The 12930-nt window shown below is 67.2% G+C and carries 12 protein-coding genes and 1 tRNA gene; 6 read left to right on the top strand and 7 right to left on the bottom strand.

The window, feature by feature from the left end:
- The first annotated feature begins 600 nt into the window (after positions 1-600).
- Both K9U37_RS18385 and K9U37_RS18380 read left to right on the top strand, forming a co-directional pair.
- Positions 601-759, top strand: coding sequence for a hypothetical protein (locus K9U37_RS18385; RefSeq protein WP_243072914.1), 159 nt, complete (start codon positions 601-603; stop codon positions 757-759).
- 135 nt (positions 760-894) lie between these two features.
- Positions 895-1164: a WhiB family transcriptional regulator gene (locus K9U37_RS18380; RefSeq protein ID WP_243072913.1), complete on the top strand. Its 270-nt coding sequence runs from the start codon at positions 895-897 to the stop codon at positions 1162-1164.
- A 25-nt stretch (positions 1165-1189) separates the two neighbouring features.
- Here K9U37_RS18380 and K9U37_RS18375 read toward each other — a convergent pair whose 3' ends face one another.
- From K9U37_RS18375 to K9U37_RS18365, 3 genes are all read right to left on the bottom strand, one after another.
- Positions 1190-2557, bottom strand: coding sequence for a macrolide-binding ATPase MABP-1 (locus K9U37_RS18375; protein WP_243073453.1), 1368 nt, complete (start codon positions 2555-2557; stop codon positions 1190-1192).
- A 1-nt stretch (position 2558) separates the two neighbouring features.
- Positions 2559-3371, bottom strand: coding sequence for a bacteriocin biosynthesis cyclodehydratase domain-containing protein (locus K9U37_RS18370; protein WP_243073452.1), 813 nt, complete (start codon positions 3369-3371; stop codon positions 2559-2561).
- 66 nt (positions 3372-3437) lie between these two features.
- Positions 3438-4817 (bottom strand): zinc-dependent metalloprotease, encoded by a 1380-nt coding sequence (locus K9U37_RS18365; protein ID WP_243072912.1) that lies wholly within the window; start codon positions 4815-4817, stop codon positions 3438-3440.
- A 96-nt stretch (positions 4818-4913) separates the two neighbouring features.
- Here K9U37_RS18365 and K9U37_RS18360 point away from each other — a divergent pair, with 96 nt between their 5' ends.
- Both K9U37_RS18360 and K9U37_RS18355 read left to right on the top strand, forming a co-directional pair.
- Entirely contained in the window at positions 4914-5936 is a 1023-nt protein-coding gene (locus K9U37_RS18360; RefSeq protein ID WP_243072911.1) for a YlbL family protein, read from the top strand.
- Between the two features lie 84 nt (positions 5937-6020).
- Complete coding sequence (locus tag K9U37_RS18355; protein ID WP_243072910.1) at positions 6021-9014, top strand: UPF0182 family protein; 2994 nt, start codon at positions 6021-6023, stop codon at positions 9012-9014.
- Positions 9015-9064: 50 nt separating this feature from the next.
- Here the strand turns inward: K9U37_RS18355 and K9U37_RS20625 are convergent, their stop codons facing one another.
- Complete coding sequence (locus tag K9U37_RS20625; protein WP_372489537.1) at positions 9065-9730, bottom strand: hypothetical protein; 666 nt, start codon at positions 9728-9730, stop codon at positions 9065-9067.
- 145 nt (positions 9731-9875) lie between these two features.
- Here K9U37_RS20625 and K9U37_RS18345 point away from each other — a divergent pair.
- Positions 9876-9952: transfer RNA gene (locus K9U37_RS18345), tRNA-Met, on the top strand.
- Here K9U37_RS18345 and K9U37_RS18340 read toward each other — a convergent pair.
- A complete protein-coding gene (locus K9U37_RS18340) occupies positions 9947-10927 on the bottom strand; it encodes a hypothetical protein (protein ID WP_243072909.1) in 981 nt (326 codons plus the stop codon). The genes K9U37_RS18345 and K9U37_RS18340 overlap by 6 nt on opposite strands.
- A 122-nt stretch (positions 10928-11049) precedes the next feature.
- Between K9U37_RS18340 and K9U37_RS18335 the strand changes: the two genes are divergently transcribed.
- Positions 11050-11844, top strand: coding sequence for a DUF1906 domain-containing protein (locus tag K9U37_RS18335; protein ID WP_372489536.1), 795 nt, complete (start codon positions 11050-11052; stop codon positions 11842-11844).
- A 20-nt stretch (positions 11845-11864) separates the two neighbouring features.
- On the opposite strand, the gene K9U37_RS18330 is transcribed toward K9U37_RS18335, so the two are convergent.
- Together K9U37_RS18330 and K9U37_RS18325 are read right to left on the bottom strand one after the other, a co-directional pair.
- Entirely contained in the window at positions 11865-12269 is a 405-nt protein-coding gene (locus K9U37_RS18330) for an STAS domain-containing protein (protein WP_243072907.1), read from the bottom strand.
- A gap of 174 nt (positions 12270-12443) precedes the next feature.
- On the bottom strand, positions 12444-12839 hold the full coding sequence (locus tag K9U37_RS18325; RefSeq protein ID WP_243073502.1) for a hypothetical protein: 396 nt from the start codon (positions 12837-12839) through the stop codon (positions 12444-12446).
- Positions 12840-12930: the final 91 nt, after the last annotated feature.

Raw genomic sequence — 12930 nt, 5'->3', positions numbered from 1 at the left:
GATGCCCTCGCAGTACACCGGTGGCCGCGGCGCACTCGTTGAACGTCCGCACGCTGGTGGCGCAGACCGCGGTGTAGACGGTCGGAAAGATGTTGAGCACCAATGCCTTTCCGGCGAACTGTCCGTCTTGGTGACGTCACCGAGGCCGGTGCCGGTGAGGCTGAATTCGGGCGCCTGGGCGCCGACTGTCGGGAACTCGCCAACAGCGTTGACCGGGTTTCCAGGCAGGGTTATCTGAGCCGTGGCACCAGTGGTGTGTCCCTCAATTAGCTGACAGTGTCGATGTGCTCCTGGACGGAGGCGATCAGGTCGGGCACCGAACGACATCGACCAACTTCTCCTCGAACTTCGGATCGCCCGACACCGTGACCGTGTCGACCCGGTTACGGTTTGTCAGCCCCGCTGCGGGGAGCGGCGTTCGGGGGACCCCGCCAAAGCGCGAGACCCCCAATCGTGGTGCGTGCGCCGACGCATGTTTCCCGCGGCAAAGCCCTGGTCAGAAAATCGCTTGTGGCGAAATCGTGTAGGTTCTAGCCTCGGGAGCGTAATCCTGCGCCGATCGATGGCTCGCAGGCGACGTGATGAGAGGAGGGTCGAACGATGGACATCTACACCGGTGACAACGGCGTAGCTGGCATGGTGCATCGCGCGTGGACCCTCCGCGCCATCGTGGCGGCCCACGCCGCCGCGGCGGCCCAGCGCAAGCGTCGCGCCAACGCCGCCCCGACCCTCGCGTCCGTGGACAGGAGCTTCATCTAGGAAAGCTCCCAGACACAGCCACTGGCCACGGACCCGAAGTCAAAGGATCCGTGGCCGTAGTTTTCCCCAAGACTCCTGGTCCGGATCCGAAGAAGAGATACGTAAGCGACACGACCAGGAAGCAGGTGAACGGACATGTCGGCACTGACAGTCCGAAAGGAAAAACTGCCGGTGTTGCCGTGCCACGTCGGAGACCCCGACCTGTGGTTCGCTCAAAGCCCCGTCGACCTCGAGCGCGCCAAGGTGCTCTGCGGGCAATGCCCGATCCGCCGGCAATGTCTTGCCGCCGCATTGGATCGCGGTGAGCCGTGGGGCGTTTGGGGCGGCGAGATTGTCGAACGCGGCACCGTGGTGGCGCGCAAGCGCCCGCGGGGCCGTCCCCGTAAGGACGCGATCGCAGCCTAGGCAGTCCCCGCCGGATCCGGGCCCGTCAGTGCACGGGTTCGGGTTCGGCGAAGCCGGGGATCAGCTGCTCGGCCAATGCCCGCACCGGCACGTGCGCGTCGAGCTGCGCCGAGATCGCCACGATCGAGGCGATCACCCGCAGCGGCATCGCCAGCTTGGCAGGCAGATCCATCTGCCGCGCCGTCTTGATCTGCTCCACCGAGCCGGACATGTTGACCGCGGCCATCTTCTGCAGCCATTTGCGGGTGTAGTGGAAGACCTCGACCTGGATCGGCTCGACGTACTGGCGCAGCATGTCGTCGATCTCCTTGGGCGGCACCTGCTCGCCTTTCTGGATGAAGCCCACCTTCTCCATGGTCGGCAGCAGCAGGTCGTAGTTCTTGTCGCGGGCCAGCCGGATGATCATCCCGAGCTCGACCGGCAGCCCGTCGGGCAGCGGGGCCACCGCGCCGAAGTCGATCACGGCCATCCGGCCGTCGTCGAGGAGCATGAAGTTGCCGGGGTGGGCATCCCCGTGCATCATCCCGACCCGCGCCGGGGCGCCGAACGTCAACTCGAGAAGCCTTGTGCCGCATAGGTCTCGCTGATCGACCGTGCCCGAGCGGATGATCTGGGCCATCGGCACGCCGTCGGTCCAGTCGGTGATCATCACCTTCGGTGAACTCGCCACCACGTGCGGCACCAGGAAATGCGGATCACCGGCGTAGGCCTTGGCGAAGGCGCGCTGGTTCTCGGCCTCCAACCGGTAGTCCAGCTCCATCTCGGTGCGCTCGATCAATTCGTCGACCACACCCCGGACGTCGGCACCAGGGGAGAGCTGCTTGAACACGCTGACCATGCGCTGCATGGTCTTGAGGTCGGCGCGCAGCGCCTCGTCGGCGCCCGGGTACTGGATCTTGACCGCGACGTCGCGGCCGTCGTGCCACACCGCCCGGTGCACCTGGCCGATGCTGGCCGAGGCCACCGGCTGGTCGTCGAAGGAACTGAACCGGGTGCGCCACTTGGTGCCCAGCTGGCCGTCGAGCACCCGGTGCACCTTGGCCGCGGGCAGCGGTGGGGCGTCCTTCTGAAGCTTGGTCAGCGCCTCGCGGTAGGGCTCGCCGAACTCTTCGGGGACGGCAGCCTCCATCACCGACAGCGCCTGGCCGACCTTCATCGCGCCGCCCTTGAGCTCGCCCAGGACGGAGAACAACTGATTGGCGGCCTTCTCCATCAGCTCGGCGTTGACCTCGTCCCGCGACTTTCCGGTCAGCCGTTTTCCGAAGCCCAGCGCAGCCCTGCCCACGAAGCCGGCCGGGATGCTGGCCAGCTTCGCGTTGCGGGCGGCTCGCCCGCGCTTGATGTCAGCCACTCCACCATCATCCCCGACACCGCCACCGCGGCAACCGCCGATGTCAGCAATGGCAGCGGGGATGCCGCGACCAGCGACGGGCCAGGATTGTGTTCCTGCTCACGTCGACTTCCAACGTGGTGTTGAGGGTGGATGGCGGCGCGCCGGGCGCATCCGGGCCGCGCACCGCGGTGATGATGCGCTGCAGCTGGCCCAGCGCCACCGCGGCGGTGCCCAGCACTGTCGGCCGGTCGGCGCATCCGATCACGTCGCGAAGCTGGGCGGCCACCGCGGGCCAGGCGGCATCCCGGTCGACCCGGTGCAGATCGGCGCACGCCAGACAGCTCGTCACCCCGGGAATCACCAACGGGCCCACCAGGCCGGTGCCGTCACGCACCCGCACCGGCAGGTGCGGCACACCGACGGCATGCAGGTCGCGCAGCAGCCGCGGGTCGACCACCAGATAGTCAGAGAGCACCACCATGTCGACGCCGGAGCTGGAGACGACGGCGTTGGCGTGGCTGCTGTGCGCCACCCGCGCTCCGGAACACCGCAGCGCGTCGAGCAGCAGATCCGACAGCGGACCAGTGCCGTGCACCCGGATCGACAGGGCGCGCGGTGTGGCCGCACGGGTGCGGCGGTGCACCACGCCGGCGGCCACCAGCGCCGCGAGCATGTCGTCGAGTGCCGACGGGTCGTGCAGTCCATGGGCGCCGGCCAGCCGCTGCAACGCATCCAGGCCCGTCGGAACCTGCATCCCGCGCAGCACGGCGGCCAGTCCCACCGGCGTCACCCCGTCGGGTGGATGGACCAGGACGGCGCGCCGCGGGTTCCAGCCGACCTGCACCGCGCCGTCGGGTCGTAGCAGTACCGGCATCGCCGGGTCGAGCGCATAGAGCCGACTCACGACAGCGAGCGTCGCATCGGGGCGTCGCGCGAGGGTTCAGCTATCCACAGGCCCATCCCCGGAGTTGGGCTTGCTGTCGTCCTCCCCGGACTCTGTCTGCCTCTGGAACTCCTCGATCGCCGCGTCGATATCCAGCGCGCTGGTGTCGCCGCCGATTACCCGGTCGATGAACGCCGCCGGATCGTCGAGGTCCCCCGAGCGGGGCAGCAGGTCGGGGTGCTGCCATACCGCGTCGCGGGTGTCGATGCCGGCGGCCTGGGTCAACCGCTCCCACAACGCGGCGGCCTCGCGCATCTTGCGCGGGCGCAGTTCCAAGCCCACCAGGGTGGCGAAGGTCTGCTCGGCCGGCCCGGCGCTGGCCCGCCGGCGCCGCTGCATCTCCGAGAGCGCCGCGGTGCCCGGGATGCGGTCACCGAGTGCGGCGCTGACCACGGTCTGCACCCAGCCCTCGACGAGGGCCAGCATGGTCTCCAGGCGCTCCAGGGCAGCGGTCTGCTCGGGGGTGGCCTTCGGTTCGAACATGCCCTGGCTGAGCAGCTGTTCCATCGCCGCCGGGTCAGCCAGCGAGGCGGGGTTGAAACCCTGTGCCAGTTCCTCGATCCCGCTCATGTCGATCTTCATGCCGCGGGCGTAGGACTCGACGGCGTTGAGCAGCTGGCTCGACAACCACGGCACGTGGCTGAACAGCCGGTGATGTGCCGCCTCGCGGGCGGCCAGGAAGGTCATGACCTCGCTGCGCGGCTGCTCGAGCCCCTCCGAGAGCTCCTCGATCGCCTGCGGCAGCAGCGCGGCCACACCCTTGGGGCCCAACGGCAGGCCGATGTCGGTCGACGTCAGGACCTCACGGGACAGCTTGCCCAGCGCCTGGCCCAGCTGCGAGCCGAACGCCATGCCGCCCATCTGGGTCATCATCGCCATCAGCGGCCCGGCGATCGCCTTGGCCTCCTCGGGCAGTGCCGAGACCCAGACCGAGGAGATCTGCTCGGCCATCGGGTCGCACAGCCGTTTCCAGGTGTCCAGGGTGTTGTCGACCCACTCGTTGGGCGTCCAGGCGACGGCCTTGACCGCGCCGGCGGGCAGCGCGGTGGCGCCGTCGAGCCAGGTGTCGGCGAGGTGCACGGCGTCGGCGACGGCCGAGGCGGTGCCGGCCGGGATCGGCGCGACGAATCCGATCGAGTTCGACGCCAGCTGGCGGGCCAGGTCGTAGTTCACCGGACCCGAGCCGCCGCCGGCCACGGCGGAGCCCGCGCCGGTGAACATCTGGCCGAGCTGGGTGAAGATCTGACCGAGGTCGCCCGCGTTGAAGTTGCCGCCGCCGAACCCGAACGGGTCGTTGGCGCCGGGGTCACGGTCCTTCTTCGGCTCGTCGCGGTCGGGGTCGTCGCCGGCGGAGAAGCCGAAGGGCAGGTCAGCCATACCTCAACCGTACTCACCCCGGGTGCGCGCTCGGGCACTGGGAGATCAGCTGTCAGTGAACCGGGCCACTGAAGCGGTCCGTCTAGTCTTGGCGGCGTGAACAGGCGGATTCTGACGCTGATGGCGGCCCTGGTGCCGATCGTGGTCTTCGGCGTGCTGCTGGCGGTCGTGACGGTCCCCTACGTGTCGCTGGGGCCCGGCCCGACATTCGACACCCTCGGCGAGGTGGACGGCAAGCAGGTGGTGGCCATCGACGGCATCCAGACCCACCCCACCTCCGGGCATCTGAACATGACGACGGTGGCCCAACGCGACGGGCTGACGCTGGGCCAGGCGCTGACGCTGTGGGCCTCGGGCCGCGAGCAGCTGGTGCCCCGCGACCTGATCTTCCCGCCGGAGAAGTCCCGCGAGGATGTCGAGAAATCGCAGAACGCCGACTTCAAGCAGTCGGAGTTCAGCGCTGAGTACGCCGCGCTGGGCTACCTCAAGTACCCCGACGCCGTGCGGGTGGAGAAGGTCAACGACCCCGGCCCGTCGGCGGGCAAGCTGCAGGTCGGCGACGCCATCGACGCCGTCAACGGCACCCCCGTGGCCAATGTCGAGGCGTTCACCTCCCTGCTGAAGGCCACCAAACCGGGCCAGGAGATCGTCATCGGCTACCGCCGCAAGAACGCCCCGCCCGGAACCGCACGCATTACCCTGGGCGACAACTCCGACCGGGACTACGGTTACCTCGGCGTGGCCGTCCTCAACGCCCCGTGGGCGCCGTTCACCATCGACTTCAACCTGGCTAACATCGGCGGCCCGTCGGCGGGGCTGATGTTCAGCCTGGCCGTCATCGACAAGCTGACCACCGGTGACCTCAACGGGTCGAAGTTCGTCGCGGGCACCGGAACCATCAGCGAGGACGGCAAAGTCGGGCCGATCGGCGGTATCACCCACAAGATGATGGCCGCGCAGGAGGCCGGTGCGACGGTGTTCCTGGTGCCGGCCGACAACTGTGACGAGGCCAAGTCGATGCGTGACGACTCGATGGAGCTGGTCAAGGTCGACACCCTGTCCGGGGCGGTGGAGTCGCTGCACACGCTGACTTCAGGCGGCGGTCCGCCCGGGTGCTAGCACGTTGCTGGAAATCGGTCCGGCCGCGGTGATGCGTAGAGTTGTGGCCGAACTTCCGCTCGACACGAATCAGGAGCCTGACACGTGAGTATGCGGCCCGCCGCCAGGATGCCGACGCTGACCCGCCGTAGCCGGATACTCATCGGGGTCGCCCTCGCGGTGGTGGTTTTGCTGCTGGTGGGCCCGCGGCTGATCGACGCCTATGTGGACTGGCTGTGGTTCGGCGAGCTGGGTTACCGCTCGGTGTTCACCACGGTGCTGGTCACCCGCCTCGTGGTGTTCCTGGTCGCCGGTCTGCTCGTGGGGGCCATCGTCTTCGCCGGCCTCGCGCCGGCCTACCGCACCCGCCCGGTGTTCGTTCCGAGCACCGGACCCAACGATCCGGTGGCGCGCTACCGCACGGCGGTCGTGGCGCGGCTGCGGATGTTCGGGGTCGGGGTGCCGGTGGTCATCGGCGTGCTGACCGGCATCGTCGCGCAGAGCTACTGGTCACGGGTGCAGCTGTTCTTGCACGGCGGCGACTTCGGCGTCACCGACCCGCAGTTCGGCAAGGACCTCGGGTTCTACGCCTTCGATCTGCCGTTCTACCAGCTGGCGCTCTCGTTCCTGTTCGTGGCGGTCTTTCTGGCGTTCCTGGCCAATCTGGTCAGTCACTACATCTTCGGTGGTATCCGGCTGTCCGGGCGTACCGGTGTGCTGAGCCGTCCGGCCCGTATCCAGCTGGTGGCGCTGGTCGGGGTTCTGGTATTACTCAAGGCTGTCGCCTATTGGTTCGACCGCTATGAGCTGCTCAGCCACACCCGTGGCGGCAAGCCGTTCACCGGGGCGGGCTACACCGACATCAACGCGGTGCTGCCGGCCAAGCTGATCCTGATGGCGATCGCACTGATCTGCGCGGCGGCGGTGTTTTCCGCACTGTTCCTGCGGGATCTGCGAATTCCGGCGATCGGCCTGGTGCTGCTGCTGTTGAGCTCATTGATCGTGGGTGCGGGCTGGCCGTTGATCGTCGAGCAGATCAGCGTCAAACCCAACGCGGCGCAGAAGGAAAGCGAATACATCAGCCGCAGCATCGCCGCTACCAGACAGGCGTACGGGCTGACCAACGAATCGGTCACCTACCGCGATTACAGCGGTACCGCGCCGACCACCGCCCAGCAGGTGGCCGCCGACCGCGCTACGACCTCCAACATCCGGGTGCTCGACCCGACCATCATCAGCCCGGCCTTCACCCAGTTCCAGCAGGGCAAGAACTTCTACTACTTCCCGGACCAGCTGTCGATCGACCGCTACCAGAGCGCGGATGGCAGCCTGCGCGACTATGTCGTCGCCGCACGAGAACTCAACCCGGACCGGCTGATCGACAACCAGCGCGACTGGATCAACCGGCACACCGTCTACACCCACGGCAACGGCTTCATCGCCTCGCCGGCCAACACCGTGCGCGGAATTGCCAACGACCCCAACCAGAACGGTGGCTATCCGGAGTTCCTGGCCAGCGTCGTCGGCGCCAACGGCAGCGTCATCTCGCCCGGTCCCGCGCCGCTGGACCAGCCGCGGGTCTACTTCGGCCCGGTCATCGCCAACACCGCGGCCGACTACGCGATCGTCGGCAAGAACGGCGCCGACCGCGAATACGACTACGAGACCAACACCGAGACGAAGAACTACACCTACGCCGGCACCGGTGGTGTGCCGGTGGGCAACTGGCTGGCCCGCACGGTGTTCGCCGCGAAGTTCGCCGAGCGGAACTTCTTGTTCTCCAACGTGATCGGGGAGAACAGCAAGATCCTGTTCAACCGTGATCCCGCGAAGCGGGTGGAGGCGGTGGCGCCGTGGCTGACCACCGACAGCACCGTGTACCCGGCGATCGTCAACAAGAAAATGGTGTGGGTCATCGACGGCTACACCACCCTGGACAACTACCCGTACTCGGAGTTGACGTCGCTGTCGTCGGCCACCGCGGACTCCAACGAGGTCGCGGTCAACCGGCTGGCACCGGACAAGCAGGTGTCCTACATCCGCAACTCGGTGAAGGCCACCGTCGACGCCTACGACGGCACGGTCACGCTGTATGCACAGGACGAGAAGGACCCGGTGCTGCAGGCCTGGATGGAGGTGTTCCCGGGCACGGTCAAGCCCAAGAGCGACATCTCGCCGGATCTGGCTGCGCACCTGCGTTATCCGGAGGACCTGTTCAAGGTGCAGCGTATGCTGCTGGCCAAGTACCACGTCGACGACCCGGTGACGTTCTTCTCGACTTCGGATTTCTGGGATGTGCCGCTGGATCCGAACCCGACGGCCAGCAGCTACCAGCCGCCCTATTATATCGTCGCCAAAGACCTTGCGCGCAACGATAATTCGGCGTCGTTCCAGCTGACCAGTGCGATGAACCGGTTCCGACGGGACTTCCTGGCGGCCTACATCAGCGCCAGTTCTGATCCCGACACCTACGGCAAGATCACGGTGCTGACCATCCCGGGTCAGGTCAACGGCCCGAAACTGGCGTTCAACGCGATCAGTACCGACACCGCGGTCAGCCAGGACCTCGGCGTGATCGGCCGGGACAACCAGAACCGGATCCGCTGGGGCAATCTGCTCACGCTGCCGGTGGGGCAGGGCGGACTGATCTACGTCTCGCCGGTGTATGCCTCGCCCGGGGCCAGTGACGCTGCATCGTCCTACCCGCGTCTGATCCGCGTGGCGATGATGTACAACGACAAGGTCGGCTACGGGCCGACGGTCAGCACCGCCCTGGACGGCATCTTCGGGGCCGGTGCGGGTGCCACGGCGACGGGTCCGGCCCCGGCCAGCGGCCCGGGTTCCGTCCAGCCACCGGACGCGCGTCCGGGTGCCGCGCCTCCGCCGGCCAACGTCGCCGAGGTACCGACACCACCGGTGGCGGTGGTGCCGCAGCCGGGCAACGTGGCGCTGTCCCCGGCCAAGGCGGCCGCGCTGCAGGAGTTGGAGTCGGCGCTGACGGCGGTCAAGGACGCGCAGCGAAGCGGCAACTTCGCCCAGTACGGGTCCGCGCTGCAGCGACTCGACGACGCGATGAACAAGTACGACGCGACGAAGTAGCCGGCGTCTCACGCACTTTCACGGTGATCGCTGCCTCGGGGTGCCCGATGTCATCCCCCGGTTGTCGCTGGAGCACCCAGTCCGACGCGCAGCGCGATGTCCTGCTTCTGGCCGGTGTCGGTCACGAACGCGCTCGACGCGGGCTGGCCTGGCACACCGTCGAATTCGACGCGCGCCAGTGCCGCTCCCTCGGTGAACAGCAGGACGGTCACCGACTTCTTGCCGTCGGGCGAGGTTCCGGACACCATCGTTCCGCCTGCGCCCACCGGTGAGGGTTGGGGTTGACCGCCGGTCACCGTGTTGGCGAGGTTCACCTGGGCTTCCTGCAGGGCCGCGGGGGCGGTGGCCGGGTCGGGAAGTCCCGCAATGAGGATGTCGACGGCCTTGGTCTGGTCCTGGTTGACCAGAAGCACCTCGGCGCCTGGCCGGCCGTCGGGGTTCGCCGTCGCGGGCTGGGCGGTGTAGGAGTCCTCGGCCGTCGAGATGTCGCGCGCCTGGAGAAGAAGGCGGGTGAAGTCGACCGATGGGGCAGCGCCAGCCGCCGACGAGGCGGTGGCTTTGGTGGTGGTCGAGGTGGTGGCTATCGGCGCAAGGACGGCAGGCGCGCTGGACGTGGCGCCCGGAACGCCACTCTGGCTGTCGCAGGCCGCCACGCTGACGCTGAGCGCGGCCAGGAGGATCGCTGTCGTGGCTCGGGTCGTGGAAGTTCTAGTCATGTCTGTACCGAGCCTGTCGGGTATCGCCGCGGGATGCAAACCGTGCAGATCAGCGGCTTCCCGGTGCGCTTATGGGGCGCGGCACCGTCGCTGAGCACGCGATTTGGATGCATTCGAAGCCATTGGGTAACGTTGTGTTCACCAACGCGGGGTGGAGCAGCTCGGTAGCTCGCTGGGCTCATAACCCAGAGGTCGCAGGTTCGAATCCTGTCCCCGCTACCAGGTAAAACGGCTCCCGGAGGCAACTCCGGGAGCCGTTTTCATGCCCTTTGGGAGCCAGCGAAACCCGGCGAATGCCATGGTGACCTCTCGTCGCGCGTCAAGGCGGTCGAGATGAGGGAATTCGGAAGGCGGAGCTGCAGTAATTGCGCCTAACTCTGGCGACACCCACGGATAGACGACGTCGGTGTATTCGTCGCGAGATATGACGAGAGTCTCTGCGGGACTGGTGATGTCGACATAGAAGTGGCCCGCGGTTCTCCCGCTGCCTCTCAGGGGGCTGAGCGCGACCAAATCCTCTGAAATCTCAGCCGCTTTGGCTTGATCCAGCCGCCACACCACTCGGGTAGGACTCAGGTCGACAGTGGCTGCGCCCGGTTCGATGTGGAACTCCTGCGCGACGCCATCGTGGAGAAAGCACGACGAGCGGTTGTTCCTCGCCTCTTCCACAGCGTCTTTCACCTTGTCGACGCCGCTGCCGTCCCAGGTCATCAGCATTGCGTCGTCACCGAGATAGAACTCGGGAAGGAAGTTGACGCGAACGACGCTCATGGCGCTCCCAGTCCGGTCCTGGCGTGAGCGGGCCGTCGACCGGCGGCTGCACACCTCCGGAGGCAAGCCCCATGCCGGTGGCTGAGGAGGCGGCTCACGGCCGTCTTCGTTGACGGTGTGGTCGTCGACCATCTGGATGGTCGGCTTGGTGCTGTCCGGCGGGGTGGTATCGGTGAAGGCGGTGCCGCCAAGTCCATCCGCCGCTGCCACTATCTTGCCTGCGACCTGGTGGTCGGCGGCGATCAGTTCACCGACGCGGGTCCGAACACCGGTGGCCAGCGATTGTGCCTGCGCTCGCCGGGCTGCCATCGAGGCTGGGCTGCCGGTCTCGCGGTCAGCAAGTGAAAAATCTTCTCCGACAGTAAATCCCGCCTGTTCAGTACGCTGCACGGCGGCTTCGTTCGAGGAGTAGTCGGTGGCGGCCAACTCAGCGGACCAGCCCTCGGGGCCCGGTCATGACCTGCCTCTATGTAGTACGTGACCAGCATCGCTGCTGGGACTTTTCACGTCGGTCGCACCGGACATGACCTGATTGGTTTACTGGACGCATGCGCGGCTGTCGAGTGTCTGCCTCCCGACGTGACGTCCTGCGTTATGCCTGGTCAACTATCGCACCGGCATTGGCTGCGCCCGGGATACTCGCGGCCACGATCGCTTCGCCCAAGGCGTCGGCGGCCGGTATGCAACTGATCGACTTTGCCGAGCGGCTGGTCTCACCGGAGCAGATCAAGGCGGCCGGCTATGACGGCGCGCTGGTCTACGTCTCCGAGCTGCGCCCCGGTGCGACGTTCGACTTCAAGCCGGTCACCCGCGAGTTCGCCGACGGACTGCGGGCAGCCGGCCTGCAGGTGGTCAGCTGTTACCAGTACGGCAAGCCGGGCTGGCCGAATTCACCATCGGACTTCACCCGCGGATACGACGGCGGGGTGGCCGACGCCCAGACAGCGTTGCGCCTGCACGCCGCGGCGGGTGGGCCGGACTCGGCGCCGATCTTCTTCAGTGTCGACGAGCCGATCGGCGCTGATGCCTGGAAACACCTTGCAGGGCAATGGTTTCGCGGCATCAACTCGGTGCTCGGCGGGGAGCGCACCGGCATCTATGGTGGCGTCCACGAACTCGGTTGGGCGATCGGTGACGGCGTCGTCGGGCACTCGAGCGCGCCAGGGTTTCGGTGGGCGTGGCAGACCAGGGCATGGTCGGGCGGTCAACGCGAGCCGGCGGCGGTGTTGTTCCAGCGGGAGGTGGTCACCGCGACCGACCCGGGAGCCGTCATCGACGGCGTCCATGTCGACGTCGACGACGTCCTCGCACCGGACTTCGGCCAGTGGGACCTATCCCGCTGACCAGCGGCGTTGTAGTATTCCTATCCGCTGACGTGTTCGCCGGTTGACAACGGCAACCGCCGGAGTGGGTCGCAGAAGTCGACGACCCGTGAGACGCAGCCAGCGGGCTGAACGATCCACGAGACGTCGGCCATGTGGCACCGGTCATCGATGTGGCACAGCGCGGCGAACCCGGCGCAGTCGAACAACGTCACCTTGCGTAGGTTCAGCGTCAGATGCCTGCAGTTGCCGGCATAACGGAACACCTGGTGGCTGAAGGGTTGCGCGGTCGACATGTCGATCTGGCCGACAGCCGCAATCCGGACGTCGGTCGTGTTGAACCATTCGATGAAGAGCTGCAAGGAATTTCGGGATCCGACGGGCAGGCCCGTGACCGATAGTACGGAGCGGGCGGCGGCAGCCGGCCCGGAGACGGCAAAAGACATCGTGACAACTTCCGATTGACGGCATGGTGAGTGAAAGCAAGTTTCGTGGGATTCGTCCGGAGGCTCACATCGCGGGTGCTATGGCACACCGCGCGCCTGCGACGGATTCCGAGGCTGGAAGATCAACCTCCCCCAACCCTACACGACAGGCCAGTGACCGCCCTTACCTCGAGGTCATCGCAAGGGCGTGGGTTCGACGACGCCGATCTCGGCCGACAGGAATCGATCGATACCGAACACGAACAACGCACCGCCGATCACCCCGCCGATGAGCGGGGCGGTCCGCGGCAGCCAGAACAACAGCTCCGGTCCGTTGGCCGAGAACATCGCCTCGTGATATCCGGTGAGCCAGGACGCCACTCGGGGCACGAAGCCCCGGGCCCGCGGAACTTCTTCCCGGCTGTCGTTTGTGCTCGCCCGCAGCGGGCTGGCCTTCCGGAACGCGCATAACGGGTGAAACTCTGTGCGATGCGGGTACACCCGATACATGGCACTGAAGACGATTTCTCTGACATCTGTTGTTCTTGCCGGTGCTGCAGCCGCGGCGATCGCGGCGGCTCCGCTGGCCATCGCCGATCCTGGCTGCGTGAACCCGGACGGCACGGCCTGCCCGACGGCGACGGCCGGCCCGGGTGGAGCCGGCGGCGCGATTCCTGGCGGT

This window comes from Candidatus Mycolicibacterium alkanivorans, from assembly GCF_022760805.1.
Taxonomy (GTDB): Bacteria; Actinomycetota; Actinomycetes; order Mycobacteriales; family Mycobacteriaceae; genus Mycobacterium; species Mycobacterium alkanivorans.
Note: the sequence above shows the minus strand (reverse complement) of the source record. Positions and strands in the feature narration are given on the sequence as shown.